The sequence below is a fragment of the Bradyrhizobium sp. genome, from assembly GCF_022844465.1.
Taxonomy (GTDB): Bacteria; Pseudomonadota; Alphaproteobacteria; order Rhizobiales; family Xanthobacteraceae; genus Bradyrhizobium.
In genome coordinates this window covers 1-25,699 of sequence record NZ_JALHLP010000005.1, presented here as the reverse complement: position 1 = coordinate 25,699, position 25,699 = coordinate 1, and the positions used below count along the sequence as shown (strand labels likewise).

The window sequence follows — 25,699 nt, the reverse complement described above, 5'->3', positions numbered from 1 at the left end:
AGCTAGAAATGGCAGTCGAAGCAACCATTCCGTCGCCGGTCGTCTCGGCGCCAGGGACCGGTGGTACCGCGAGCAACAAGACCGCCTCGACCTCGACGACGGGGATCGCGGATAACTTCCAGACCTTCCTGACGCTGCTCACCACCCAGTTGCAGAATCAGAACCCGCTCGATCCCCTCGACACCAACCAATTCACCCAGCAGCTGGTGCAGTTTGCCGGCGTCGAGCAGCAGCTGAAATCGAACGAGCAGTTGAAATCGTTGATCGAGATCCAGAAAAGCGCGCAGGCCACCCAGGCGCTGGTCTATGTCGGCAACACCGTCGCCATCGACGGCAGCAAGGCGCAGTTCGACACGTCTGCCACCTGGAACTTCCAATCCGAGAAGGCCACCACGGCAACCGTCACGATCACGAACTCCGCCGGACAGACGGCCTACACCGGCGCCTATTCGCTCCAGCAAGGCAATTCCAGCTTTGTCTGGGACGGCAGGGGCAATGACGGGGTCCAGTGGCCGGCCGGAACCTATACCTTGAGCGCCACCGGCAAGGACAGCGCGGGCAACAACGTGGCGATCTCCACCGAAGTCCAGGGCGTGGTGGATTCGGTCGATCTCACCTCCTCGCCGCCGCTGCTTTCGATCGGCGGACAGAGCTACACCACCGACAAGATCAAGCGGGTGGTCCGGCCGGGCGCCTCCGGCTAGGCGCGCTTCCGATCGACTGTCCCTGCCGCCCGGAATTGAACGCCGTGGCGTCCGCTCGGGCGATTCGGGCCGAAGGCATTTTCAGCTCATTTTCAAGGAGGTTCGGATTGAAGCCTTATGCTTAGGCAAATTTTAAGCCGGGGGGCGTAGGTTGTCAGGGTGAGTTCAGTGGTTGAGAGTTTGTGAGTACGCCATGACAGAACCCCATCGCCCGAGGGTAAAATACGTCATCGGGCCTGACGGCAGTCCGTTAACGATTGCGGACCTGCCCGCGCCCGGAACCAAACGGTGGGTGATCCGCCGCAAGGCGGAAGTCGTGGCCGCGGTCCGCGGCGGACTGCTCTCGCTGGAGGAGGCCTGCAGCCGTTACACGCTGACGGTCGACGAGTTCCTGTCCTGGCAGTTCTCCATTGATCAGCACGGCCTGGCCGGCTTGCGGACCACCCGTATCCAGCAATATCGCCAATAATCTCCTCCGAACCAGCGGCATTTGACGAAAACCGGCCTCGTTCTGCGAAGCCGGCTTTTTTCATGCCTGAACTATTCGCCCCGGCTTTAGCCGTCGTTAACCAGTTGGAAACCATCCCCTAGGCAATAATTGCCCAGTCGGTCCCTGGGACCGAATCCCTGGGGGCAGTTGGTGCAAAGTCTTGTTGCTTTCCTGAGAGGTCTGGGTGCCTCGCGGCTGCTGGCCATGGTTGCGGTGACCACCGCGCTCATGGGCTTCTTCGCCTTTGTCATCATGCGCGTCACCACGCCGCAGATGACCACCCTGTTCACCGACCTCTCAACCGAAGACTCCTCCAGCATCATCAAGGACCTGGAACGGCAGGCCATTCCGTTCGAGTTGCGCAACGAAGGCGCGCTCATCCTGGTGCCGAAGGACAAGGTCACGCGGCTGCGGATGAAGCTGGCCGAAAGCAACCTGCCCAAGGGCGGCGGCGTCGGTTACGAGATTTTCGACAAATCCGACGCGCTCGGCAGCACGAGCTTTGTCCAGAACATCAACCATCTGCGCGCGCTGGAGGGCGAATTGTCCCGCACCATCCGCGCTATCGATCGCATCCAGGCGGCCCGCGTCCATCTGGTGCTGCCCGAGCGGCCGCTGTTTTCGCGCGAAACACCGGAGCCATCGGCCTCGATCGTGGTTCGGGTCCGCGGCAGCCTCGAACCCCAGCAAATCCGCGCCATCCGCCACGTGGTGGCCTCCGCCGTCAACGGGCTGAAGCCGCAGCGGGTGTCGATCGTCGACGAGGGTGGCCGGTTGCTGGCCGACGGCGCCGGCAAGGAGGCCGACATCGCGGTCGGCGAAGAGCGCCGCACCGCCTTCGAGAAGCGAATGCGCAGCGAAGTCGAGGCGATCGTCTCCTCGGTGGTGGGCCAGGGCCGCGCCCGCGTCCAGCTCACCGCCGACTTCGACTACAACAAGGTCACCCAGACCTCGGACAAGTTCGATCCGGAGGGCCGCGTCCTGCGCTCCAGCCAGACCCGCGAGGAGTCGGCGGCAAGCGCCGAGAACAGCGGCCAGGTCACGGTCAACAACGAGTTGCCCGGCAATCAGGCCAACAGCACCGCACCGGCAGCCCGCGACCAGAGCAAGAAGAGCGAAGAAACCAACAACTACGAGATTTCCCGCGTCACCAAGACCGAGGTCACCGAGGCCGGCCGCGTCAACCGGATCTCGGTCGCGGTGCTGGTGGACGGCACCTACACCAAGAACGAAAAAGGCGAGATGGTCTATCAGGACCGCAGCAAGGAGCAGCTGGACCGCATTGCCGCGCTGGTCCGCTCGGCGATCGGCTTCGACCAGAAGCGCGGCGACCAGATCGAGGTCGTCAACCTTCGCTTTGCCGAAGCGCCGGCCGTCCCCCCGGTCGCGGAGCCGTCCGGCCTGCTCGGCATGCTGCAATTCACCAAGGACGACGTCATGTACGTCATCGAGCTCGGCGTCATGATGCTGCTCGGCCTCGTGGTGCTGTTCATGGTGATCCGCCCGCTGGTCAAGCGCATCCTGGCTGCCGAGGTGGTTCCGGCGGCGCCGGCCCTGACCGACGCCAGCGCCGAAGCCGAAGCGGCCGCGCTCTCCGGCGCCAGCCAACTGATCGACGTCGCCCAGGTTCAGGGCCAGGTCCACGCCCAAGCCGTTCACCGCGTCGGCGAACTTGCCGAACGCAATCCAAACGAGACCGCCGCCATTGTTCGCCAATGGCTGAGCGAGCCTGCCGAGTAACCTGACATGGCCGCACCAAGCACAAACGCCAACGATATCGCCACCGTCATCTCGACGCTGGCGAGCCGTCAGGCCGGGCGACCCAAGGGCAAGCCGCTGAGCGGCCCGAAGCGCGCGGCCATCCTGATGCTGGCGCTTGGCGAGCAATATGGCGGCAAGATATGGGCGATGCTCGATGACGACGAGGTGCGCGAGCTGTCGGTTCACATGTCCACGCTCGGCACCATCGAGGTCGACGTGGTGGAAGACCTGATGATCGAGTTCGTGTCGCGGATGTCGGCGTCCGGCGCCCTGATGGGCACCTTCGACGCCACCGAGCGGTTGCTGCAGCAGTACCTGCCATCCGACCGCGTCACCGGTATCATGGACGAAATCCGCGGCCCCGCCGGCCGCAACATGTGGGAGAAGCTCTCCAACGTCCAGGAAGAGGTGCTCGCCAACTACCTCAAGAACGAATACCCGCAGACCATTGCGGTGGTGCTCTCAAAGCTCAAGCCGGAGCATGCCGCACGGGTGCTGGCGATCCTGCCCGAGGATCTCGCGCTCGACGTCGTCGGCCGCATGCTGAAGATGGAAGCGGTACAGAAGGAGGTGATCGAGCGCGTCGAGCAGACGCTGCGCACCGAGTTCATGTCCAACCTGTCGCAGACGCGCCGCCGCGACGCCCACGAGGTGATGGCCGAGATATTCAACAATTTCGACCGCCAGACCGAGACCCGTTTCATCACCTCGCTCGAAGAGGAAAACCGCGAAGCGGCCGAACGCATCAAGGCGCTGATGTTCACCTTCGACGACCTCATCAAGCTCGACTCCGCCTCCGCCCAGACGCTGATGCGCAATATCGACAAGGACAAGCTCGGGATTGCGCTGAAGAGCGCCAACGAGGAGGTGCGCAGCTTCTTCCTCGGCAACATGTCGTCGCGCGCCGGAAAGATGCTGATGGACGACATGGCGGCCATGGGGCCGGTGCGGCTGCGCGACGTCGACGAGGCGCAGGCGCTGCTCGTCAACCTCGCCAAGGACATGGCCGCAAAGGGCGAAATCACGCTGACCAAGAACCGTGCCGACGACGAGCTGGTGTACTGATGGCCGCACCCGCAAAATTCCTTTTCGATACCGACTTCTCGACGCCGGACAAGGCGCGCGAGCGCCACGCCACGGCCGCCGAAATCGCGCAGAAGGTCGCCGACGCCGAGGGCCGCGCCTATCGCGCCGGCTACGAGGCCGCCCAGCACGAGGCCAGGGTGGAAAGCGACCGCCGCTCGGCGCTCGCGCTGGAGGAAATCGCCATCGCCATCAAGGACATCGCCGGGCGCTTCTCCGGCGTCGAGGTCAGAATGGAAACCGAGGCGGTCGAGGTCGCGGTAGCGGTGGCGCGCAAGCTCTGCAACGAGCTGATTTCCCGCGAGCCGCTCAGCGAGATCACCGCCCTCATCAGCGATTGCTTTTCCCATTTGGTCGCAACCCCCCATCTCGTCGTCCGCATCAACGACCAGCTCTACGACGCCGCCCGCGACAAGATCGAGCGGCAAGCCGCGCACAGCGGCTTCCAGGGGCGGCTGGTGATCCTGGCCGCGCCTGATATCGCGACCGGGGACTGTCGGATCGAATGGGCCGACGGCGGCGTGGTGCGGGAGCGAGCGGAGATCGAGGCGAAAATCAGCGAATTCGTCGGGCGCTACCTGGCGTCCCGCAATCAGGCCGGAGCGTAAGGCCATGAGGACAAACCATGAGTGACACCGACACACAGGTACCGCTTCCCGATCTCAACGCCGCGGGCGCAATGCCGGTCGTCGACGATCCCGCTTACACCGAGGACGAACAGGCTTCGCGCATCGCCGCCGACCTCGAGGCCGTGTTCGACGTCCCGGTACAGGTTTCAGCCGTGCTGGGCCGCTCCAAGATGGATGTCGGCGAGTTGCTGAAGCTCGGTCCCGGCACCGTGCTGGAGCTCGACCGCCGCGTCGGTGAGGCGATCGATATCTATGTCAACAACCGGCTGGTGGCGCGCGGCGAAGTCGTTCTGGTGGAAGACAAGCTCGGCGTCACCATGACTGAAATCATCAAGGCGGAACGCACCTAGCAATTTTGGCGATACGCGTCCACGCGGCGCGAACAGACGGACAGGAGACTGACATGCGGCTTCTCATCGTTGGCACATTGAAGGGCCAGCTTACGACCGCGACCAAGATCGCGATGGAAAACGGGGCCTCGGTAACCCACGCCGAAGCGGTGGAACAGGCGATGGCGGTGCTGCGCGGCGGCAAGGGCGCCGACCTGCTGCTGGTCGACGTCGCCCTCGACATCCGCGACCTGGTGATGCGGCTGGAGGCCGAGCACATTCACGTGCCGATCGTGGCTTGCGGCATCTCCAACGACGCCCGCGCCGCGGTCGCGGCGATCCACGCCGGCGCCAAGGAATACATCCCGCTGCCGCCAGACCCGGAACTGATCGCCGCGGTGCTGGCCGCCGTCGCCAACGATTCGCGCGATCTGATCTACCGCGACGAAGCCATGGGCAAAGTCATCAAGCTGGCGCAGCAGATCGCAGGCTCCGACGCTTCGGTCATGATCACCGGCGAATCCGGAACCGGCAAGGAAGTGCTGGCGCGCTATGTGCACACCCGGTCGAACCGCGCCAAGCGGCCGTTCATCTCGATCAATTGCGCGGCGATCCCGGAGCACCTGCTGGAGTCCGAACTGTTCGGCCACGAAAAAGGCGCCTTCACCGGCGCCATCGCGCGCCGGATCGGAAAGTTCGAGGAGGCCACCGGCGGCACGCTGCTGCTGGACGAAATTTCGGAAATGGACGTGCGGCTGCAGTCGAAACTGCTGCGCGCGATCCAGGAGCGGGTGATCGACCGCGTCGGCGGCACCAGGCCGGTGCCGGTCGATATCCGCATCATCGCCACCTCGAACCGCAACCTCGCCGACGCCGTGCGCGAGGGCAGCTTCCGCGAGGACCTGCTGTTCCGTCTCAACGTCGTCAATCTGAAGATCCCGGCATTGCGCGACCGCCCGGCCGACATTCTCGAACTGGCGCAGCACTTCGCCAAGAAATACGCCGCAGCCAACGGCGTGCCGCTGCGCCCGATCTCCGCCGACGCGCGCCGGGTGCTGACGTCAAACCGCTGGCAGGGCAACGTTCGCGAACTGGAAAACACCATTCACCGTTCGGTGCTGATGGCGCAGGGCGACGAGATCGGGCCTGAAGCCATCCTGACCCCCGACGGCGACCGCCTCGACCTCGCCAGGACCGCGCCCGCGGTGGCGCATGCCACCTTCGCCGCCGAACAGGTGACGCGCGCGCTGGTCGGCCGCACCGTCGCCGACGTCGAGCGCGACCTGATCCTGGAAACTCTCAAGCATTGCCTCGGCAACCGGACCCATGCCGCCAACATCCTCGGCATTTCGATCCGGACGCTGCGCAACAAGCTGAACGAGTATTCCGACGGCGGAATACCGGTCACGCCGGCAGGCGCCGGCGACCACCAGCGGTTTGCGACCGCAGGCTAAGAGCCGCGATGATCGTCTCCGTCATTCCGGGATGGTCCGAAGGACCAGACCCGGAATCTCGAGATTCCGGGTTCGATGCTTCGCATCGCCCCGGAATGACGACGCTTATGAATAGCTTGGCGCGTCGGGCTTGCGAAAAATGTGGATGGGATCGCCGGGCTGCAGGTCGCGCCCGCTGAACATCGCATAGGCAAACAGCGCGAGGTAGCAAATCGCCAGCGCGCCGACACCGTAGAACGCCCATACCGCGATCCGCTTCATCCGGTCTTTCGCGCAACGTTGAGCCATCGCGACAATGCCACGCCCGGCGGACCGGGCGCAACCGGCTACCCGGCAACCGCAGCCTTTGGCGCCGGCGCGACATTCACGGCCAGCCTGCCGTAACGGTCCTTGAAGGCTTCGGTGTCGATTTCTTCGAGCTGGATCGCCCCGCTCATCACGTCCCGCTTCCAGGCGTCATGTTCGGGATCGTTCTTGAACTCCGGCATCACCTCCCGGGCGAACAGATCCAGCGATTCGCAGATGTGCTCGTGGCTGTTCTTGCCGGCCTGGTTCAGCAGAATCACCTGATCGATATGGGAAGCGCGGAACCGCCGCAGCTTCCTGGCGATGGTTTCCGGCGACCCGATCAGGCCGCCGCGCAGGGCCGCCTCCTGCGCTTCCGGGTTTTCGCGTTTCCACTCGTTGTATTCGTCCCACATGTTGACGGTGCCGGGCGCCGGACGCTGGCGATTTTGCGACGCGCCATAGTAGCGCAGCGCGAACTGAAAGAAGGTGGCGCCGTCGGCGCGGGCGCGCGCCTCCTCGTCGGTCTTGGCGCACATGAAGAACGACACCAGCGCCATGTTGGGATTGATCTGGTAGTCGGCGAGCTTCTTCAGCCGCTTGGTGATCGCGTTGTAGTAGGCATGGACCCAGGCATGCGCCGCTTCCGCGCTGACGAACTGGAAGCCGAGCGCGCCAAAGCCGTTCTCGCCGGCGCGCTCGATGGTCTGCAGCTGCGAACACGCCATCCACAGCGGCGGATGCGGCTTCTGCACGGGTTTCGGCACCACGTTGCGCAAGGGAATGTCGAAGTACTTGCCGTGATGCTCGGTGCCGACCTGGGTGAACATCGGAAAAATCGCCGCGACGGCCTCCTCGAAGACCTCGCGCTTGGTTTCCATGTCGCGGCCGAACGGGGTCAGTTCGGTGATGGAGGCGCTTTCGCCCATGCCGAATTCGCAGCGGCCGTTGGAGAGCAGGTCGAGCACCGCGACCCGCTCGGCAACGCGGGCGGGATGGTTGGTCGTCAGCTGCAGGATGCCGTGGCCGAGCCGGATCTTGCGGGTGCGCTGGCTGGCGGCGGCAAGGAAGGATTCGGGCGAGGGTGAGTGCGAATACTCCTCCAGGAAATGATGCTCCACCACCCAGGCATAGTCGTAGCCAAGCCGGTCGGCGGTCTCCAGTTGCGTCAGCGCATTCTGGTAGAGCCGCAATTCGTCACCGGCTTCCCAGGGGCGCGGCAATTGTAGCTCGTAAAAGATGCCGAATTTCATGGCCGCCCCCAAGGTCGCTTCAAGACCGACTGTCGTTTTGCAAGAGTGTATTCAGTGGTTCGGGCGAGTCCAGCCTGCATGAATTCCGCGGGGCGAAACGACCGCGCTCGGTTTCGCGCGCCAGGCGAAGTTTCCTGCTTGATCCAAATCAAGGCATGACCGGGAGCTCCACCTATCCTGATTGTGGGTAGCGGCCCTGATGCCGCAAATCATCATCGCATTCAAGACGAGAGACAGCATGTCCAGCTCTGGCGACGGCACGCGTGGGCGGCCGCGGCGTCGGCGCATGGGAAATCTTCGCATTCTTTTTCCTGACGGTGGTGTTGATGCCTGCCTTAACGAATTCTAATCCGGGGGGGAGCACCATGGAAGCGTCAGGTTCGCCCAGCGGCCATTCAGGCCGAGCGCTCTGGCTTTCAACCGTCGCATTCACGATCTGCTTTGCGGTCTGGACGATCTTTTCCATCATCGGCATCAAGATCAAACAGGACCTGGGACTAAACGACACCCAGTTCGGTCTTCTTATCGGCATCCCCATCCTCAGCGGATCGTTGATCCGGCTGGTGCTGGGCATCTGGACCGATCAATATGGCGGGCGACGGGTTTACACGGCGGTCATGCTGGCTGCGGCGGTCGCGACCTATCTGCTGACCTGGGCAAGTACCTATTTCGAGTTCCTGGTGGCTGCGTTCTTCGTCGGTATTGCCGGCGGTTCGTTCGCGGTTGGTATCGCCTACGTCTCGCGATTTTATCCCGCGGGCAAGCAGGGCACCGCGCTCGGCATCTTCGGCGCCGGCAATGTCGGCGCCGCCCTGACCAAGTTCGTCGCCCCCTTCGTGCTGGTGGCCTATGGCTGGCAGACTGTCGCCCAGGTCTGGGCGCTGGCTATCGGCCTGATGGGCATCGCGTTCTGGTTCTTCTCGGAAGAAGATCCGGTGGTCCGGGCGCGGCGGGAGAAGAACGAGAAGCCAACGAGCGCATGGCTCGAACTCGAGCCGTTGAAGAACATCCAGGTCTGGCGCTTTGCGCTGTATTATTTCTTCGTGTTCGGCGCCTTCGTGGCGCTGGCGCTGTGGCTACCGCAATATCTCATCAAGGTGTATGGCGTCGACATCAAGACCGCCGGCATGGTCGCTGCGATGTTCTCGCTGCCCGCCAGCGTGTTCCGGGCCTATGGCGGCCATCTCTCCGACCGCTACGGCGCGCGGCGCGTGATGTACTGGACCTTCCTGGTCGGCGTCGCCACGACGTTCGTGCTGTCCTATCCGCCGACCGATTATCTGGTGAAGACGGTCAACGGCACCGTCGGCTTCCATATGGAAATGGGACTGGCGCCTTTCACGGTCATCGTGTTCGTGCTCGGCTTCTTCATGGCGCTGGGCAAGGCCGCCGTCTACAAGCATATCCCGGTCTATTACCCGCACCATGTCGGCGCGGTGGGGGGTCTGGTCGGAATGATCGGCGGCCTCGGCGGCTTCGTGCTTCCGATCATGTTTGGCGCGCTGGTTGACCTGACCGGTTTGTGGACCAGCTGCTTCATGCTGCTGTTCCTGCTGGTCTCGGGATCGCTGGCCTGGATGCACGTCTCGATCCGCCAGATGGAGCGCAGCGTCGTCGGCGAAGCCCTGAAGGAGCTTCCCGAACTTCCCGAAATGGAACCGATCCACAAGCCCGAGCATGTCGGCGCGCTATCCGGCGCCGTCCTGACCGACTGGCGTCCAGATGACAAGGCGTTCTGGGAGACCACCGGGCGGGCGATTGCGCGGCGCAACCTCTGGGTCTCGATTCCGGCGCTGCTGCTGTCGTTCGCGGTCTGGCAGGTCTGGTCGGTGGTGGTCGCGAAGCTGCCCTCGGTCGGGTTCCGCTTCACCACCGCCGAGCTGTTCTGGCTGGCGGCGTTGCCGGGCCTCTCCGGCGCGGTGCTGCGAATCTTCTACTCCTTCATGGTGCCGATCTTCGGTGGCCGACTATGGACCACGCTGGCGACATGGTCGCTGCTGATACCGGCCGTCGGCATTGGCTACGCCGTGCAGAACCCATCTACTCCCTACCCGGTCTTTCTGGCGCTGGCGCTGCTGTGCGGCCTCGGCGGCGGCAACTTCGCCTCTTCGATGGCCAACATCTCCTTCTTCTTTCCGCGTGCCGAAAAAGGCAATGCGCTCGCTCTCAATGCCGGCCTCGGCAATCTCGGGGTCAGCGTTGTGCAGTTCGTGGTGCCGATCATCATCACCGTCGGCGTTTTCGGCTGGTTCGGCGGCGACCCGGCCACGGTCACCAGCGGAACGCAGACCTCACCGCTATGGCTGCAGAACGCCGGCTTCATCTGGGTGCCGTTCATCGTCGCCAGCGCGTTCGCGGCGTGGTTCGGCATGAATGATATCGCTGCAGTAAAGGCCTCGTTCGCCGACCAGGCGGTGATCTTCCAACGCAAGCATAACTGGATCATGTGCTGGCTCTATACCGGGACATTCGGCTCCTTCATCGGCTATTCCGCGGGCTTCCCGCTGCTCGCCAAGACCCAGTTCCCGACCGTGGACGCGCTGCCCTTCGTATTCCTCGGCCCCCTGGTCGGCGCGCTGTCGCGCTCGGCCACTGGCTGGATCTCCGACAAATGGGGCGGCGGTCGCGTCACCTTATGGGTGTTCTCGGCCATGATGATCGGCGTGCTCGGCATTCTCTACTTCCTGGGCATCAAGGATCAGCCCGGCGCGTTCTGGGGCTTCTTCGCCATGTTCATGTTCATGTTCTTTGCAACCGGTGTCGGCAACGCATCGACCTTCCAGATGATTCCCAACATCATGCGCAAGGAAATGGACCGGTTGATGCCCGACGCCGATGCGCCGGCTCGCCAGCGTCAGGCCGAAAAGGAATCGGCTGCGATCACCGGCTTCACATCGGCCATCGCCGCATTCGGCGCGTTTTTCATTCCGAAATCCTACGGCACATCGATTGAGCTAACCGGCGGTGTGCAGGCGGCGCTGTGGGGATTCTTCTTCTTTTACCTGATCTGCATCGTGGTCACCTGGGCGGTCTATACCCGCAAGGGAGGCCTGCTTCATGACATCGAACATCGCGGCCGGATTTCGCCCGTGGCCCAGCCCGCCGAATAAGGAGAAGCAACGATGAGTCATTTCCTGGACAGGCTTTCGTTCTTCACCCGCGAAAAGGCGGATTTCGCCGATGGCCACGGTGTGATGACGACCGAGGACCGATCGTGGGAGGACGGCTACCGGAAGCGCTGGCAACACGACAAGGTCGTGAGATCGACCCATGGCGTGAACTGCACCGGCTCCTGCTCGTGGAAGGTTTACGTGAAGGGCGGCATCGTCACCTGGGAAACCCAACAGACGGACTATCCGCGGACCCGGCCTGATCTGCCCAATCACGAGCCGCGCGGCTGCGCGCGCGGCGCAAGCTATAGCTGGTATCTCTATTCCGGCAACCGGGTGAAATACCCACTGGTCCGCTCGCGGTTGCTGAAGCTGTGGCGCGAGGCGCGCGTAACGATGACGCCAGTAGCCGCCTGGAAGTCGATCGTCGAGAATCCCGACAAGCGCGCATCCTATGTGCAGAAGCGCGGTCTCGGCGGCTTCGTCCGCGCAAGCTGGGACGAGGTCAACGAGATCGTTGCCTCGGCCAACGCCTACACGGCCAGGACCTACGGCCCGGACCGCGTGTTCGGATTCTCGCCGATTCCGGCGATGTCGATGGTGAGCTACGCCGCAGGATCGCGCTATCTGTCGCTGCTGGGCGGCGTCTGCATGTCGTTCTACGACTGGTACTGCGATCTGCCGCCGGCGTCGCCGCAGACCTGGGGCGAGCAGACCGATGTGCCGGAGAGCGCAGACTGGTACAACGCCGGATTCCTCATCCTGTGGGGCTCGAACGTTCCGCAAACGCGAACCCCCGACGCGCATTTCTATACCGAAGTTCGCTACAAGGGCGCGAAGAGCGTGGTGATCTGCCCGGATTATTCCGAAGCCTCGAAGTTCGCCGATCTCTGGGTGTCGCCCAAGCAGGGCACCGACGCCGCACTGGCGATGGCGATGGGCCACGTCATCCTGCGCGAGTTCCACATCGACCGCCAGACCAAATATTTCAACGACTACGCGCGCCAGTATACCGACATGCCGATGCTGGTGCGGCTGGTGAAACAGGGCGATCACTACGTGCCGGAACGGTTCCTGCGCGCCTCGGACTTCGTCAAGGCGATGGGCGAAACCAACAATCCGGAATGGAAGACCGTCGCCTATGACGAGAATACCGGCGAGATCGTCGTGCCCAAGGGATCGGTCGGTTTCCGCTGGGGCGAAAAGGGCAAATGGAGTCTTGAGGAGAAGGCCTCCGGCAACCAGAACACCCGGCTCCGGCTGTCGCTGACCGATATCAAGGACGAAGTCGTCTCGGTCGGCTTTCCGTATTTCGGCAACCGCGAGCACGATCATTTCCTCGGCACCGATCATCCCGACATACTCAAGCGCAACGTACCGGCCAAAAAGCTGCAGCTTGCCGACGGCGAGACCGTGGTTGCGTCGGTATTCGATCTGTTCGTCGCCAACTACGGCGTTGATCGGGGCCTTGGCGGCGAAAACATCGGCAAGAGCTACGATGATATCGAGCCCTACACGCCGGCATGGGCGGAAAAGATCAGCGGCGTGCCGCGCGACCAGATCATCACGGTGGCGCGTGAATTCGCCCTCAACGCAGAGAAGACCGGCGGCCGTTCCATGGTCATCGTCGGCGCGGGCCTGAACCACTGGTACCATATGGACATGAATTACCGCGGCATCATCAACATGCTGGTGATGTGCGGATGCGTGGGGCAGTCCGGCGGCGGCTGGTCGCATTATGTCGGGCAGGAAAAACTGCGCCCGCAGTCCGGCTGGCTGCCTCTGGCATTCAGCCTCGACTGGGGCCGACCGCCGCGCCAGATGAATTCGACATCGGCGTTCTACGCCCACACCGACCAGTGGCGCTACGAGACGCTCGACGTTTCCGAGATTTTGTCGCCGACCGCGCCCGCTGGTCCGTGGGACGGAGCGCTGATCGACTACAATGTCCGCGCCGAGCGGATGGGCTGGCTGCCTTCGGCGCCGCAACTGCAAACCAATCCGCTTGAGGTATCCAGGCTCGCGGCGGCCTCGGGGCTGGAGCCGAAGGACTATGTCGCGAAATCGTTGAAATCGGGCGAGTTGTCATTGTCGTGCAACGATCCTGACAATCCGAAGAACTGGCCGCGCAACCTGTTCGTCTGGCGCTCCAATCTGCTGGGTGCGTCGGGAAAGGGGCACGAGTATTTTCTCAAGCATTTGCTCGGAACCAAGCATGGCGTGATGGGCAAGGACCTCGGCCAACACGGCAAGAAGAAGCCGATCGAGGTCAAGTGGCATGACGCGGCGCCGGAAGGAAAACTTGATCTCCTGGTCACGCTCGACTTCCGGATGTCCACGACCTGCATGTATTCGGACATCGTGCTGCCGACCGCGACCTGGTACGAAAAGGACGACCTCAACACCTCCGACATGCACCCGTTCATCCACCCGCTATCGGCGGCGATCGATCCGGTCTGGGAGTCGCGCAGCGACTGGGACATCTACAAGGGCATCGCCAAGGCCTTCTCCAGGGTTTGCCCGGAAGTGCTCGGCGTCGAGAAGGATGTCGTCCTAACCCCCATCATGCACGATACCGCGGGCGAAATTGCCCAACCGTTCGACGTCAAGGATTGGAAGAAGGGCGAGATCGATCCGATTCCCGGCAAGACCATGCCGGCGGTGACCGTCGTCGAGCGCGACTATCCGAATCTGTACAGGCGGTTCACTTCGGTCGGCCCGCTGATGAAAAAGCTTGGCAATGGCGGCAAGGGCATGAGCTGGAACACGGATCATGAGGTCGACCTGCTCAAGAGGCTCAACGGCGTCGTCCTTGAGGAGGGACCGACCCAGGGGTTTGCCCGCATCGATACTGCGATCGATGCCTGCGAGGTCATCCTGTGCTTTGCGCCTGAGACCAACGGCGAGGTCGCGGTCAAGGCCTGGGCGTCGCTGGAGGGCTTCACTGGACGAAGCCACACTCATCTGGCGATCCCCAAGGAAGACGAGAAGATTCGCTTCCGTGACGTGGTGGCGCAGCCGCGCAAGATCATCTCATCGCCGATCTGGTCCGGCCTGGAGTCGGACAAGGTCTGCTACAATGCCGGTTACACCAACGTCCACGAACTGATCCCGTGGCGCACTTTGACCGGCCGCCAGCAGCTCTACCAGGATCACCTGTGGATGCGCGCCTTTGGCGAGGGCTTCTGCGTCTACCGACCGCCGATCGACACCAAGACCGTCAAGCCGGTGATCGACCGCAAGCCGAACGGAAACGCGTCGGTGGTGCTGAACTTCATCACCCCGCACCAGAAATGGGGCATCCACTCCACCTATACCGACAATCTGCTGATGCTGACGCTGTCGCGCGGCGGACCCTGCGTCTGGATCAGCGAAGTCGACGCTAAGAGTGCCGGCATCGCCGACAATGATTGGGTCGAGGCCTTCAACACCAACGGGGCCCTGGTCGCACGTGCGGTCGTCTCGCAGCGGGTCAAGCAGGGCATGTGCATGATGTATCATGCGCAAGAAAAAATCGTCAACGTGCCGGGCTCCGAACAAACCGGCCAGCGCGGCGGCATTCACAACTCTGTCACCCGGGCCGTGCTGAAGCCGACGCACATGATCGGCGGTTACGCGCAGCAATCCTGGGGCTTCAACTATTACGGCACGGTTGGCTCCAACCGCGACGAGTTCGTCATCATTCGCAAAATGTCGAAAGTCGATTGGCTCGACCGCCCGGCAGACGCGACCAGCCTGGAGGCCGCAGAATGAAGATCCGCGCGCAAATTGCGATGGTGCTGAACCTGGACAAGTGCATCGGCTGCCACACTTGCAGCGTGACCTGCAAGAATGTCTGGACCAGCCGAGAGGGCATGGAATACGCGTGGTTCAACAATGTCGAGACCAAACCCGGCATCGGTTATCCCAAGGATTGGGAAAATCAGGCGCGCTGGAAAGGCGGCTGGAAGCGCAAGCGCAATGGCTCGATCGAGCCGCGCATCGGCGGAAAATGGCGGGTGCTGGCGAATATCTTCGCCAATCCGGATTTGCCCGAAATCGACGACTATTACGAGCCGTTTACCTTCGACTACGAGCATCTGCAAAACGCGCCAGAATTGCAGGCAATGCCGACGGCCCGCCCGCGCTCGCTGATCTCAGGCGAGCGGATGGAAAAGATCGAGTGGGGACCCAATTGGGAGGAAATCCTCGGCGGCGAATTTGCCAAGCGGTCGATGGACGCCAATTTCGAAGGCGTACAGAAGGACATCTATGGCCAGTTTGAAAACACCTTCATGATGTATCTGCCGCGGTTGTGCGAGCATTGCCTCAATCCGGCCTGTGTCGCGGCGTGTCCGTCCGGCGCCATCTACAAACGCGAGGAAGATGGCATCGTCCTGATCGACCAGGACAAGTGCCGTGGCTGGCGGATGTGCGTCTCCGGCTGCCCCTACAAGAAGATCTATTACAACTGGTCGTCGGGCAAGTCCGAGAAGTGCATCTTCTGCTATCCTCGCATCGAGGCTGGACAACCGACGGTGTGCTCGGAGACCTGCGTCGGACGCATCCGATATCTCGGCGTGGTGCTCTACGATGCCGACCGGATCGCGGAAGCAGCGAGCAAACCCGACGAGCGCGATCTCTACCAGGCGCAGCTCGACGTCTTTCTCGATCCCAACGACCCCAGGATCATCGCCGAAGCGGAGCGGCAGGGCATTCCCCATGCCTGGCTCGAATCCGCCAAGGCCTCGCCGATCTGGAAAATGGCGATGGAGTGGAAGGTGGCGTTCCCACTGCATCCGGAATACCGCACGCTGCCGATGGTCTGGTACGTGCCGCCGCTGTCCCCGATCACCTCGGCCGCCTCTGCCGGCAAGATCGGGCTCGATGGTGAGATGCCTGACGTGAAATCGCTGCGCATCCCCATGAGGTATCTCGCCAACCTGCTTACCGCGGGCGACGAGAAGCCGGTCACGCTGGCGCTGGAGCGGATGCTGGCGATGCGGGCCTATATGCGGGCCAAGACCATCGACGGCGTGGTCGATGAAGCAATCGCCCGCCGGGTCGGGCTCAGGCCCGCACAGATCGACGAGATGTACCAGATCATGGCGATCGCCAACTACGAGGACCGCTTCGTGATACCAACCGCGCATCGCGAACTCGGCGCCGACGCCTACGATATGCGCGGCTCTTGCGGCTTCACCTTCGGTAATGGCTGCTCTGGCGGCGAAAGCGAGACGAACCTGTTCGGTTCGCCGCACAAGGCCAAGAATCCGATGGAGGTCGCGTGATGAAGACATTCAAGGTCCTGTCGGCGCTGCTGGGCTATCCGACCCAGGGGCTGATCGACGCGGCGCCGGAATTCTCCGCCATCCTCGACGCCGAGAAGGTGGTCCCCGCGGCCGGTCGCCGCGCGCTCGACCCGCTGATCGCGGAAATCGCGGTCGGCGAGCTCTACGACCTTCAGGAACGGTATGGCCTGCTGTTCGATCGCAGCAAGACGCTGGCGCTGCATTTGTTCGAGCACGTCCATGGCGAGAGTCGCGACCGTGGCCAGGCCATGGTCGACCTCAAGGCGATGTACGAGAAGGCAGGCCTGTTGATCGCCGCGAATGAGCTGCCCGATTATGTGCCGCTGTTTCTCGAATTCCTGTCGACCGAACCGCTCGCGGAAGCCCGCGAACTGCTGGGCCAGACCGCCCATATATTCGCAGCGCTTGCCGAGCGGCTCGAGCGACGGAAATCGAACTACAAGGCTGTGTTCGATGCTTTGGTCGCGACCTCCGCCGAGGCCCCCTCGCGCGAGATTGTCGATGAATTGCTGAAGGGCATTGACCCGGATCCGATGGATCTCGAGGCGCTCGACGCCGCCTGGGAAGAGGAAGAAGTGCGGTTTGGTCCGGGCACGCAGGGACAGGGCGTCTGCGGCCATGAAGGCCTGATCGCCAAGCTTCGTCACGCCAGGCGCGCAGTCAAGCCCGCGCCATCCCCCCTTCCGTGAGGAGCGAAATGTCATGCAAACGCTGAATTCCATCGTCTTCGGCTGGTATCCCTACCTCTGCGTGACCGTATTCCTGTTCGGCAGCCTGTTCCGGTTCGACCGCGAGCAATACACGTGGCGAACCGGATCGAGCCAGTTGCTGCGACGACGGCAACTGACGTGGGGCTCCAACCTGTTCCACGTCGGCATTCTCCTGATCTTCCTCGGCCATTTCGTCGGGCTGCTGACGCCGATCTGGGTGTTCGACTGGCTGGGAATCTCGCATGGCTTCAAGCAGATGCTGGCAATCGTCGCAGGCGGCACCGCCGGCCTGATGTGTATGGTCGGCATTGCGCTGCTGACTCATCGTCGGTTGTTCGACCCGCGCATCCGCGCCAACTCATCGTTTGGTGATACCGCGATCCTGCTGCTGCTGTTCGCGCAGCTGTTGCTGGGTCTTGCCAGCATCCCGGTGTCGATGAGCCATCTCGACGGCCATGAGATGGTGAAGTTCATGGACTGGGCGCAGGGCATCGTTACGCTGCAGCCCGGCGTCGCCGCCAACATTCTGGACGTGCATCCGATCTTCAAGGCGCATCTCGTGCTCGGCATGACGCTCTTTCTCGTCTTCCCGTTCACGCGTCTGGTCCATGTCTGGAGTGCGCCGGTCTGGTACCTTGGCCGGCGCGGCTACCAGATCGTTCGCAGCCGTGACGGCGGTCGCATGGTTCGCCCGACACAACCTGCGGAGTAGATCATGGATTGCTCGATTACCAATGCGCTGCCGAAGCCGAAGACCGTCACCGTCAACGGCAAGGTGATTCCGCGCGAGGTTATCGCCCGCGAAGTGCAGAACCATCCGGCGGAAAAGCCGATCCTGGCATGGCAGGCGGCGGCCCGCGCGCTGGTGGTGCGCGAGTTGCTGCTGCAGGAGTCTGCGAGGCTTGGCATCCAAGCCGAGCCGTTGAGCGATACGGAAGGGCGCCGCGAGACCGCGGAGGAAGCGGCGATGCGGACCCTGATTGAACGCGAGGTGGTGACGCCGCAGCCTGAAGAGACTGTTTGCCGTCGCTTCTACGAGCAGAATCAAATGCGCTTTCGCTCGGGAGACCTCTATGAAGCCGCACACATTCTCATCGCGGCACCTCATACCGACGCCGCCGCGCGAGCCAATGCCCGGATGACGGCCGACACCATTCTGTCCGCGGTCAGGGCCGATCCACCCCTGTTCGCTGAATTTGCTCGCAGTCATTCCGATTGCAAGACTTCGGCGCAAGAAGGTGGCCGTCTCGGTCAGTTGACGCGCGGCCAGACCGTCGCCGAATTCGAGATCGCGCTGCAGCGCATGCGACCAGGCGAATTCGCGGTCGCCGAAACACGCTATGGGTTTCACGTGATTCGGCTCGATCAGCGCGCGCCAGGGCGGGTGCTTCCGTTCGAACTGGCGCGCGACCGCATCGCCGATTACCTCGCGACCAGCGTTCGGCATCGCGCGCTCGCGCAATATGTGTCGGTGCTGGCCGGTCGCGCCGACATCACCGGCGTGACGCTGGCCGCGGCGGGCTCGCCGCTGCTGCAGTAGGAACGAACCATGCAACTTGGCGAGATCATCGGCAGCTTCAGCGAGGAAGCCCGGGCCAGCGAGGCGCTGCTTGCCTGCAACGACATTGTGCTGTTGGCGCGCGTCGGCGAAGCCGCGTTTCGCCATGAGGAGACGGTCGGCGAATACGCGGCGGGCGCGGTACGGCGTTTTGCCAATCTGGCGGTAAGCGAGGATTGGCTCGCCTTGATGAACGTGATCGAACGTGCGGACGATCCGGGAATCGGTTGCCTGAACTACATGGTCCACTGGTCGCTGAAGCAGGACGAGACGCCTGCAGTTACGGCCCACGCCGGTTGCACTTGCGGAGACAGCGGAGGTTGTTCATGAGAAAAGGCTTCATCGATCCGCCATGCGATTGGAACGGGATAGCGAGCCCGCGATGATCGACGAGCTATTCGATCGCAATGTCGCCTGGGCTCTGCAAAGAACCCGTAACGACCCCGATTATTTTCGCCGTCTCGCAGAGCAGCAGACACCACGGCATCTCTGGATTGGATGTTCGGATAGCCGCGTTCCGGCCAACGATATCGTTGGCCTCGACCCGGGCGAGGTGTTCGTACACCGCAATGTTGCGAATATCGTTCACACCGGCGACATGAATGTTCTGTCCGTTCTGGAGTTTGCGATTGAAACGCTGCGCGTGGAGCACATTATCGTTTGCGGACATTACGGTTGCGGCGGAATCCGCCGGGCATTCGAACCACCCGGCGGTGGCGGCCTGGTGGACCACTGGCTCGCGCCGGTTCGCGAGATGTGCCGGCGCTGCGCGGCCGATCTTGCGCTCCTGCCGGACGAGGAAGCGCGGATCGATCGCGCTTGTGAATTGAATGTCGAGATGCAGTTGCGGCGCGTCGCGGCAACGCCAATTGTCAGGGCTGCCTGGCAGCGTGGCCAGGCCGTGTCGGTTCATGGCTGGATCTACGGTCTTGAGGATGGACTGTTGAGGGATCTCGGCCTGAAGCTGTCGTCGCTCGCCGAAGCTGAAGATCTCGACAGGGTCAACAGCTATGCCGGCTTTGCCGAGCCGGTGACGATGATCCGCCGGCACGCCGTCGAGGCATTCGAAGGGCTGACCGCGCTGGAACCTCAGCTTCTTGAGGAAGGATAGTCGATGGCGGGCATCAACTTTTCCCGGCTGCACAAGGGCATCGCCCATCAGCTTCCCGACATGCGCGGCATTCCCGGCTGGCAATAGGCGCCTGACCCGGCGGCTTGCGCCGGGCGAGCGAATGGTTAGTTTCGGGGATCGCTGAGTCGCGCACGGCTTCTCCCCTTCCCGGACCCCATGACCACCTTTACGCCGCACCAGGATTCCGCGCTGAAAGCCGTTGGCGACTGGATGAAGGCGAAACCCGGCAGGAACGGCACGCCGCCGGTGTTCCGGCTGTTCGGCTATGCCGGAACCGGCAAGACCACGCTGGCGCGGCACATCGCCGAGGCCGTCGATGGCGAGGTCAAGTTCGCCGCCTTCACCGGCAAGGCGGCGCTGGTGATGCGCAACAAGGGCTGCGACAACGCCTCCACCATCCATTCGCTGATCTATCGGGCCCGCGAATCCGGCGTCGAGCAGCCGAGCTTCGAGCTTTGGGACGACGCGCCGGCCTCGAAGGCCAAGCTGATCGTGATCGACGAATGTTCGATGGTCGACGCAGAACTTGGCCGCGACCTGATGTCGTTCGACTGTCCGCTGCTGGTGCTCGGCGATCCCGCGCAGTTGCCGCCGATCCAGGGCGGCGGCTTCTTCACCGATTGCGAGCCCGATGCGATGCTGACCGAGGTGCATCGCCAGGCGCAGGACGATCCGATCGTGCGGATGTCGATGGATATCCGCGAGGGCCGCGAACTCGAGATCGGCCGCCACGGCGAGAGCGAGGTGGTCTCGCGCAGCGATGTCGACCCCGACCGCGTGATGCGGGCCGACCAGGTCCTGGTCGGGCGCAACAACACCCGCCGCGCCTACAACATGCGGGTACGGCAGAAGCAGAACATCGAGGATCCCTTGCCGGTCGCCGGCGACAAGCTGGTCTGCCTGCGCAACAACCGCAGGAAAGGCCTGTTCAACGGCGGGCTGTGGCGGGTGAAGTCGCGCACCCAGGCGAAATCGAAATCCCGGATTCTGACCATGCGGCTCTCGCCCGACGAGGATTTCGGCCACAAGGTCACCAAGGTCTCGGTCCGCCACGACTGCTTCGAGGGCGGCGTCGAGGCGATTCCGTGGGAGCAGCGCAAGCCCTATGACGAGTTCGACTTTGGCTACGTGCTCACCGTGCACAAGTCGCAGGGTTCGCAATGGGACGATGTGGTTCTGTTCGACGAGAGCTTTGCGTTCCAGGACAGCCGGGCGCGCTGGCTCTACACCGGCATCACCCGCGCGGCGAAAAGGCTGAGCGTGGTGGTGTGAGGGCGGGGTATTCCGGGCCTGCTTTCACGAACTCGTGTGGCGCGGGCGGTAACATTTGGCAGCGATGCCCGTATCATGGGGATCGGAACGCCGGCCGATTGCGAAACAACGCATGCGGCCTAGACTGCCTTCAACCCACTTTGCCCAAGAGAAACCCATGCCCCCTCGCCCATTCAGCCGCCTGTCGTTAAGCGCCGCCGCCTTCGGCGCGCTGGCCCTCGCCGCGTTCGCCATCTCTCCCACCCGCGCCTCGGAGGAAGCCGTCATTATTCCCCCACCCGCGATCGACGTTCAGGCCGCCGACGGCATCCAGACCGCCGTGCTCGCGGGCGGCTGTTTCTGGGGCGTGCAGGGTGTCTACCAGCACACCGCCGGCGTTCTCAACGCGGTGTCCGGCTATTCCGGTGGCAGCAAGGCGACCGCGAACTACACCATGATCGGCACCGGCACGACCGGGCATGCCGAAGCGGTCGAGATCAGGTACGATCCGAAGAAGATCAGCTATGGCAAGATCCTGCAGATATTCTTTTCCGTCGTACACGATCCGACGCAGCTGAACCGTCAGGGGCCGGACGTCGGCACGCATTATCGCTCGGCGATCTTCGCGGTGAATGACGAGCAGAAGAAGGTGGCGGAGGCCTATATCTCCCAGCTCACCGCCGCCAAGGCGTACAAGAAACCGATCGTGACCAAGGTCGGCCCGCTGCAGGCGTTCTATGCGGCCGAGGACTATCACCAGGACTACCTGACGCTGCACCCTAACGAGCCCTATATTGTCTTCAACGACCTTCCGAAGATCGAGAACCTGAAGAAGATTTTTGCGGAGAACTACGTCGCGAAGCCGACATTGGTGAACAAGGCGAAGGTTACCAATTGATGCCTGCGTCGAGGCCGCGTCATTCCGGGATGATGCGTTAGCACCAGACCTCAGATGCGCAATTGCGCATCGGGGAATCTCGAGATTCCGGGTTCGATGCTTCGCATCGCCCCGGAATGACGATCAATCCGAGGAGAAACCATGTCCGACACCAAGACACCCGCCAAGGTCGTCAAGAGCGAAGCCGAGTGGCGCCGCGAGCTGACGCCGATGCAGTACGCGGTGCTGCGCGAGAAGGCGACCGAGCGGCCGTTCTCCGGCGAGTACGAGCATGAGCAGCGCAAGGGGACCTATATCTGCGCCGGCTGCGGCCAGGCACTGTTCGAATCAGACGCCAAGTTCGAGTCCGGCTGCGGCTGGCCGAGCTTTACCGCGCCGGCGGTGGACGGCCATGTCGACGAAGAGCGCGATGTCAGCCATGGTATGATCCGCACCGAGGTCTTGTGCTCGAAATGCAACGGCCATCTCGGCCACGTCTTCGAGGACGGCCCCGGCCCGACCGGGCTGCGCTACTGCATCAACTCGGCCGCATTGAAGCTGCAGCCGAAATAGCTTCAGCAGGGTTCTGCGCTGATCTCCGCGCGGGCTGGCCTTCGGCTTGCGCGAAAGCGGGCCGCGGACAGGCGGTGCGGGATGGCCCTCGCAGACGCAGCCTGGCTGATGGCATCTGACTTGCTGCCCAAAATATGCTTTGCTCCGCCCGCGGGCGGCTTTCAGCAGCCAGCGGCCCCTCTCGGAGCGCACGCCATGTCGCTTGGAACAATACTGATCATCTTGCTGATTGTTTTTCTCCTGGGCGGCTTTTCGGGCCGCTTCGGCGGCTACGGCTACGGCATGGGTCATTCCGGCATGGGCCTTGGTGGCGTGATTTTGATCGTGCTTGTTATCCTGGTCTTGCGCGGCAAGTTGTAGCGTGAATAACTAATTGAAATTGTTATAATTTTTCGGTTAGTGCGCAGTTTTTGGGCAGCCATGCGTTGATTCATCATCATCTCCAATGTCAGGCTTCAGGAGTCGCATTTCTGTCAAACAGGCTTATATTAGGACTTGAAATGACGTGCACGGCGCGCCGCCAACAGGAACCGCCGTCGTCCAATCCCCATTCGCTCTACCAGTAAGAGCCAAAAAGATTGAGGTCACAGACCATGCGTCCCTTCAGTTACGACACCGCTGCCGAACTGTTTCCCGCCGCGATCCGCAAGAAGAAGCGGGCCGGGTTTGCGTATCGGCGCTTTGGCACCGCGGCCGAGGCGGTTCGCTTCGCGATCGAGGAATTGCCCGCGGACTCGCTGAACGGCGCCTATCTGCAGGTCGAGGAAGCCCGCTTCGATCAGAGTGGGATCCGGTCGCTCTACGAAAGCGAAGCCTTCCCGCTGCCGCGCCGGCCGCGCGCGCCAGCCGACGCCGACGCGGCGTAAAGCCGGCAACCCCGGACACGGGTTTCCCGGGGCATCCATTCTTCCCAGATCGGCTATCTCGGCTGCGTATCGAGCCACCGTTGCAGCATGCGGATGTTGCGGGCGTTGGCCCGGAACATGACGTCAAAGACATCGCCGGCGAGCGGTACAAGTCCGACCATGCTGTCGAGGGCGACATTGCCAAGCATCCGCGCCGTGATGTGCCACGGCGCGCCTAATGCGCGCGCCTCGCGCACCAGCCACAGCGAAATCCCCGTCGAGACGATATCTCCCACCACCGGGATAAGCCCGATCAACCCATCAATGCCGTATCGAAAATTCGTGCCGGGCAAGATAAAGGCCGTGTCCAGCAGCTTGGCGATGGTGTGCAGCCGCGCCAGCCGCTGTTGCCGTGTCAAGTGTCCGAATTGATTTCGGCCAAATCTTGAATCGTGCTGCTCGAAGGCCGGGCCAACCATTGCCGCGGAGACGTCACGGCCCTCCTGGTCGATCACGCGTCGGTGTCCCGACGCAGTCCCCGCAAAGGGGCGATCGGCGTGTGAACGAGCCGGATGATGGCTGTGGTCGCTTGATATCGTCATTAATCGCTAACGCGCATCCACGCCGCAAGTTTCATCTGGTGAACGCCAATAAGACTCGCAAACCGACTGGGGGGAGTTAGGTCGAGCGAACCGGCTGCGGCGCGTCGGCGTATCTTCGAGCAAGCCAGGACGACAGCAATGCCGGGGCGAGGCCGACGCTGCCATAGAGAACGAACTGCAGCACGCCGGTGTCCGGCCCGCGTGAGCCATAGAGCGATCCCGAGGCGAAGAAGCCGATCGCGCCGACGATCAGCATCCGCAGCGCCGGACCAATGCGCCTGACATGACAGAGGATGTCGTCGATCGCGGCTACCATCAACGCCGGCACGATGCCGAACAGGTAGCTGTATTGCAGAGTCTTGAAAAACGCGACGACGAATTTCCCGACTTCGCGCAGATTGGTTTCCGCCCAATAGCCCGAAGCCGCGGTGGACGCGAACAACATCAGAAAGCCGCCGACGAACGGGGCTACGGCCGCGAAGATCAGATAGCGTTTCACGGCGACCTCCGCCTGAACCTCGTGATTGCCGCTTCAGTGGCCGTCCGCGACGCGCACGGCCCGGTGGAGCAACGCCGCTACTCTCCCCACGCCGCGAACGCGTCGTTGAACGCGCGCTCTCCCGGGGCGCCCTTTTCGATTGCGATGATGGCGCGGCGCTGGTTGATGTAGACCAGCGGCACATCGAACCAGGAACGCTCCTTCAGAAGCTGCAAGTTGCGCGTGCGGTCGGAATCGACGTTGGAAAGGCCGACCAGGAAGAAGCCGTCGGTGACCTTCACCGCCAGCCCGGCCAGCGGCGTGCCGCGCGCCTGCTCGTTGGACTTCATCAGGATGCCGGGCACGTTGCTGACGCCGCCGCCGGAGAAATCCGACGGCAGGATGAAGGTCAGCTCCGCGGTGTGGCTTGCCGGCAGCGAGGTGTCGGTATTGCGGCGGAACGACATCGTCATCTTGAACTTGCGGTCGGGAATATCGATGTCGGCGCGCACCGCGATGTCGGGCCTCTGGTTGCCGCTCGCCTTGATCGGTTCGGTGCGCCAGATCACCGAACCGACATATTGCTTGCCCTTGGGGTCGCCCGGATCTTCGTCATAGAGAACCACGCGCTGCGCCACCGGCGCCACGTTTTCCGACGACGAGGGTTGACCGACCCGATCGGGAATCTTTGGCCGCGACTGCGGCGCCGCCGAGTTGGCTGGCGTTTCCGCCGTTGGCGAGGATTTGAACAGGCTGCTGATCGACGTCACAGCCGCCCTACCCCAGAGGATGCCGGCGCCGACCAGAACAAGGACGACGCCCACCGCGATCGCGCTCTTGAACGGAAACGCCGCGGCCGACATCGTGCGTCGCTTCGGCTCACGGTTGCGATCCTGGGGCAGCCGCGGACGTTGCTGCGGCGTTTGCTGCGGCTGCGGCGCGTAGCGGTCGGCCTCCTCGAGCGACTCCTCATAGGAATAGGGCGTCTCCAGATCGGCGCCGCGGTTTTCCATGCTCGGCTCGAGCCGGTCGAACTCCGGCGAGGGCGATGGCACGTTGGCATAGGTCTTTCGCGCGGCGCGGTTGGCTTGGGCTGCGGCGCGGCCAAGGTCGTCGGCGTCGGCGGCGATGTCGCGGAAGCCACGCATACCCGGCTGCGGTGGCATCTGCGGCGCGCCATTATCGGGGCCGCGGCGCGGCGCGCCGGTGCGCTCGCGGGTCGGCGGCAGCGCAGGGTCCTGCATCGAAACCGGCGGCGGCTGCGGGCGCGGGTCGTCCTGCCCG

Annotated in this window: 25 protein-coding genes; 20 read left to right on the top strand and 5 right to left on the bottom strand. The window is 63.1% G+C overall.

The features are described from left to right. The first annotated feature begins 8 nt into the window (after positions 1–8). From Q0D31_RS11270 to Q0D31_RS11240, 7 genes are all read left to right on the top strand, one after another. Positions 9–704 (top strand): flagellar hook capping FlgD N-terminal domain-containing protein, encoded by a 696-nt coding sequence (locus tag Q0D31_RS11270; protein WP_291850007.1) that lies wholly within the window; start codon positions 9–11, stop codon positions 702–704. 193 nt (positions 705–897) lie between these two features. After that, a complete protein-coding gene (locus Q0D31_RS11265) occupies positions 898–1,173 on the top strand; it encodes a DUF1153 domain-containing protein (RefSeq protein ID WP_002714638.1) in 276 nt (91 codons plus the stop codon). A gap of 171 nt (positions 1,174–1,344) precedes the next feature. Next, positions 1,345–2,934, top strand: coding sequence for a flagellar basal-body MS-ring/collar protein FliF (fliF, locus tag Q0D31_RS11260; protein ID WP_291850004.1), 1,590 nt, complete (start codon positions 1,345–1,347; stop codon positions 2,932–2,934). Between the two features lie 6 nt (positions 2,935–2,940). Then, positions 2,941–4,020 (top strand): flagellar motor switch protein FliG, encoded by a 1,080-nt coding sequence (gene fliG / locus Q0D31_RS11255; protein WP_291850001.1) that lies wholly within the window; start codon positions 2,941–2,943, stop codon positions 4,018–4,020. Further along, positions 4,020–4,646: a FliH/SctL family protein gene (locus Q0D31_RS11250; RefSeq protein WP_291849997.1), complete on the top strand. Its 627-nt coding sequence runs from the start codon at positions 4,020–4,022 to the stop codon at positions 4,644–4,646. The genes fliG and Q0D31_RS11250 overlap by 1 nt, the downstream gene beginning before the upstream one ends. A 17-nt stretch (positions 4,647–4,663) precedes the next feature. Next, the gene (fliN, locus tag Q0D31_RS11245; RefSeq protein WP_291849994.1) at positions 4,664–5,017 is read left to right on the top strand and encodes a flagellar motor switch protein FliN; all 354 of its coding nucleotides are present in this window, start codon (positions 4,664–4,666) and stop codon (positions 5,015–5,017) included. 53 nt (positions 5,018–5,070) lie between these two features. Beyond that, positions 5,071–6,450: a sigma-54 dependent transcriptional regulator gene (locus tag Q0D31_RS11240; RefSeq protein ID WP_291849991.1), complete on the top strand. Its 1,380-nt coding sequence runs from the start codon at positions 5,071–5,073 to the stop codon at positions 6,448–6,450. Positions 6,451–6,555: 105 nt separating this feature from the next. Here Q0D31_RS11240 and Q0D31_RS11235 read toward each other — a convergent pair whose 3' ends face one another. Together Q0D31_RS11235 and Q0D31_RS11230 are read right to left on the bottom strand one after the other, a co-directional pair. Next, a complete protein-coding gene (locus Q0D31_RS11235) occupies positions 6,556–6,738 on the bottom strand; it encodes a hypothetical protein (RefSeq protein WP_291850679.1) in 183 nt (60 codons plus the stop codon). A 38-nt stretch (positions 6,739–6,776) separates the two neighbouring features. Next, positions 6,777–7,988 (bottom strand): LLM class flavin-dependent oxidoreductase, encoded by a 1,212-nt coding sequence (locus Q0D31_RS11230; RefSeq protein WP_291849988.1) that lies wholly within the window; start codon positions 7,986–7,988, stop codon positions 6,777–6,779. Positions 7,989–8,353: 365 nt separating this feature from the next. Between Q0D31_RS11230 and Q0D31_RS11225 the strand changes: the two genes are divergently transcribed. The 13 genes from Q0D31_RS11225 to Q0D31_RS11165 all read left to right on the top strand — a co-directional run bounded on the left by Q0D31_RS11225 (position 8,354) and on the right by Q0D31_RS11165 (position 23,356). Next, a complete protein-coding gene (locus Q0D31_RS11225) occupies positions 8,354–11,098 on the top strand; it encodes an MFS transporter (RefSeq protein ID WP_291849986.1) in 2,745 nt (914 codons plus the stop codon). Between the two features lie 12 nt (positions 11,099–11,110). Continuing rightward, positions 11,111–14,851, top strand: a complete 3,741-nt coding sequence (locus tag Q0D31_RS11220) for a nitrate reductase subunit alpha (RefSeq protein WP_291849983.1) — start codon at positions 11,111–11,113, stop codon at positions 14,849–14,851. Continuing rightward, a complete protein-coding gene (gene narH / locus Q0D31_RS11215) occupies positions 14,848–16,368 on the top strand; it encodes a nitrate reductase subunit beta (RefSeq protein WP_291849980.1) in 1,521 nt (506 codons plus the stop codon). The genes Q0D31_RS11220 and narH overlap by 4 nt, the downstream gene beginning before the upstream one ends. Beyond that, entirely contained in the window at positions 16,368–17,078 is a 711-nt protein-coding gene (gene narJ / locus Q0D31_RS11210; RefSeq protein ID WP_291849977.1) for a nitrate reductase molybdenum cofactor assembly chaperone, read from the top strand. The genes narH and narJ overlap by 1 nt, the downstream gene beginning before the upstream one ends. A 13-nt stretch (positions 17,079–17,091) precedes the next feature. Beyond that, a complete protein-coding gene (gene narI / locus Q0D31_RS11205; protein ID WP_291849974.1) occupies positions 17,092–17,811 on the top strand; it encodes a respiratory nitrate reductase subunit gamma in 720 nt (239 codons plus the stop codon). A gap of 3 nt (positions 17,812–17,814) precedes the next feature. Next, positions 17,815–18,639 carry a peptidylprolyl isomerase gene (locus Q0D31_RS11200; protein WP_291849971.1) on the top strand — a complete coding sequence of 275 codons (825 nt, stop codon included), beginning with the start codon at positions 17,815–17,817 and terminating at the stop codon, positions 18,637–18,639. A gap of 9 nt (positions 18,640–18,648) precedes the next feature. After that, entirely contained in the window at positions 18,649–18,987 is a 339-nt protein-coding gene (locus tag Q0D31_RS11195) for a hypothetical protein (RefSeq protein ID WP_291849968.1), read from the top strand. Between the two features lie 52 nt (positions 18,988–19,039). Next, positions 19,040–19,768: a carbonic anhydrase gene (locus Q0D31_RS11190; RefSeq protein WP_291849966.1), complete on the top strand. Its 729-nt coding sequence runs from the start codon at positions 19,040–19,042 to the stop codon at positions 19,766–19,768. Positions 19,769–19,945: 177 nt separating this feature from the next. Beyond that, the gene (locus tag Q0D31_RS11185) at positions 19,946–21,061 is read left to right on the top strand and encodes an ATP-dependent RecD-like DNA helicase (protein WP_291849963.1); all 1,116 of its coding nucleotides are present in this window, start codon (positions 19,946–19,948) and stop codon (positions 21,059–21,061) included. Between the two features lie 157 nt (positions 21,062–21,218). Then, positions 21,219–21,938 (top strand): peptide-methionine (S)-S-oxide reductase MsrA, encoded by a 720-nt coding sequence (gene msrA / locus Q0D31_RS11180; protein ID WP_291849960.1) that lies wholly within the window; start codon positions 21,219–21,221, stop codon positions 21,936–21,938. Between the two features lie 141 nt (positions 21,939–22,079). Next, entirely contained in the window at positions 22,080–22,490 is a 411-nt protein-coding gene (gene msrB / locus Q0D31_RS11175) for a peptide-methionine (R)-S-oxide reductase MsrB (RefSeq protein ID WP_291849957.1), read from the top strand. 195 nt (positions 22,491–22,685) lie between these two features. Beyond that, a complete protein-coding gene (locus Q0D31_RS11170; RefSeq protein WP_291850655.1) occupies positions 22,686–22,850 on the top strand; it encodes a DUF3309 family protein in 165 nt (54 codons plus the stop codon). A gap of 233 nt (positions 22,851–23,083) precedes the next feature. Next, positions 23,084–23,356, top strand: coding sequence for a hypothetical protein (locus tag Q0D31_RS11165; RefSeq protein ID WP_291849954.1), 273 nt, complete (start codon positions 23,084–23,086; stop codon positions 23,354–23,356). Positions 23,357–23,409: 53 nt separating this feature from the next. Here Q0D31_RS11165 and Q0D31_RS11160 read toward each other — a convergent pair whose 3' ends face one another. From Q0D31_RS11160 to Q0D31_RS11150, 3 genes are all read right to left on the bottom strand, one after another. Next, positions 23,410–23,937, bottom strand: coding sequence for a DUF4112 domain-containing protein (locus Q0D31_RS11160; RefSeq protein WP_291849951.1), 528 nt, complete (start codon positions 23,935–23,937; stop codon positions 23,410–23,412). A 76-nt stretch (positions 23,938–24,013) separates the two neighbouring features. Beyond that, positions 24,014–24,436, bottom strand: coding sequence for a DUF5413 family protein (locus Q0D31_RS11155; protein WP_291849948.1), 423 nt, complete (start codon positions 24,434–24,436; stop codon positions 24,014–24,016). A 77-nt stretch (positions 24,437–24,513) separates the two neighbouring features. Then, positions 24,514–25,699: hypothetical protein (locus tag Q0D31_RS11150; protein WP_291849945.1), on the bottom strand; the 1,186-nt coding region annotated here is incomplete at its 5' end.

Coding starts and splice junctions, on each gene's coding strand:
- Q0D31_RS11195 (WP_291849968.1), top strand. CDS start 18,649: ATGCAACTTGGCGAGATCATCGGCAGCTTCAGCGAGGAAGCCCGGGCC.
- Q0D31_RS11220 (WP_291849983.1), top strand. CDS start 11,111: ATGAGTCATTTCCTGGACAGGCTTTCGTTCTTCACCCGCGAAAAGGCG.
- Q0D31_RS11265 (WP_002714638.1), top strand. CDS start 898: ATGACAGAACCCCATCGCCCGAGGGTAAAATACGTCATCGGGCCTGAC.
- Q0D31_RS11270 (WP_291850007.1), top strand. CDS start 9: ATGGCAGTCGAAGCAACCATTCCGTCGCCGGTCGTCTCGGCGCCAGGG.
- msrB (WP_291849957.1), top strand. CDS start 22,080: ATGTCCGACACCAAGACACCCGCCAAGGTCGTCAAGAGCGAAGCCGAG.
- Q0D31_RS11200 (WP_291849971.1), top strand. CDS start 17,815: ATGGATTGCTCGATTACCAATGCGCTGCCGAAGCCGAAGACCGTCACC.
- fliN (WP_291849994.1), top strand. CDS start 4,664: ATGAGTGACACCGACACACAGGTACCGCTTCCCGATCTCAACGCCGCG.
- narJ (WP_291849977.1), top strand. CDS start 16,368: ATGAAGACATTCAAGGTCCTGTCGGCGCTGCTGGGCTATCCGACCCAG.
- Q0D31_RS11190 (WP_291849966.1), top strand. CDS start 19,040: ATGATCGACGAGCTATTCGATCGCAATGTCGCCTGGGCTCTGCAAAGA.
- Q0D31_RS11225 (WP_291849986.1), top strand. CDS start 8,354: ATGGAAGCGTCAGGTTCGCCCAGCGGCCATTCAGGCCGAGCGCTCTGG.
- Q0D31_RS11160 (WP_291849951.1), bottom strand. CDS start 23,937: ATGACGATATCAAGCGACCACAGCCATCATCCGGCTCGTTCACACGCC.
- Q0D31_RS11230 (WP_291849988.1), bottom strand. CDS start 7,988: ATGAAATTCGGCATCTTTTACGAGCTACAATTGCCGCGCCCCTGGGAA.
- Q0D31_RS11185 (WP_291849963.1), top strand. CDS start 19,946: ATGACCACCTTTACGCCGCACCAGGATTCCGCGCTGAAAGCCGTTGGC.
- narH (WP_291849980.1), top strand. CDS start 14,848: ATGAAGATCCGCGCGCAAATTGCGATGGTGCTGAACCTGGACAAGTGC.
- msrA (WP_291849960.1), top strand. CDS start 21,219: ATGCCCCCTCGCCCATTCAGCCGCCTGTCGTTAAGCGCCGCCGCCTTC.
- fliG (WP_291850001.1), top strand. CDS start 2,941: ATGGCCGCACCAAGCACAAACGCCAACGATATCGCCACCGTCATCTCG.
- Q0D31_RS11235 (WP_291850679.1), bottom strand. CDS start 6,738: ATGGCTCAACGTTGCGCGAAAGACCGGATGAAGCGGATCGCGGTATGG.
- Q0D31_RS11240 (WP_291849991.1), top strand. CDS start 5,071: ATGCGGCTTCTCATCGTTGGCACATTGAAGGGCCAGCTTACGACCGCG.
- Q0D31_RS11170 (WP_291850655.1), top strand. CDS start 22,686: ATGTCGCTTGGAACAATACTGATCATCTTGCTGATTGTTTTTCTCCTG.
- Q0D31_RS11165 (WP_291849954.1), top strand. CDS start 23,084: ATGCGTCCCTTCAGTTACGACACCGCTGCCGAACTGTTTCCCGCCGCG.
- narI (WP_291849974.1), top strand. CDS start 17,092: ATGCAAACGCTGAATTCCATCGTCTTCGGCTGGTATCCCTACCTCTGC.
- Q0D31_RS11250 (WP_291849997.1), top strand. CDS start 4,020: ATGGCCGCACCCGCAAAATTCCTTTTCGATACCGACTTCTCGACGCCG.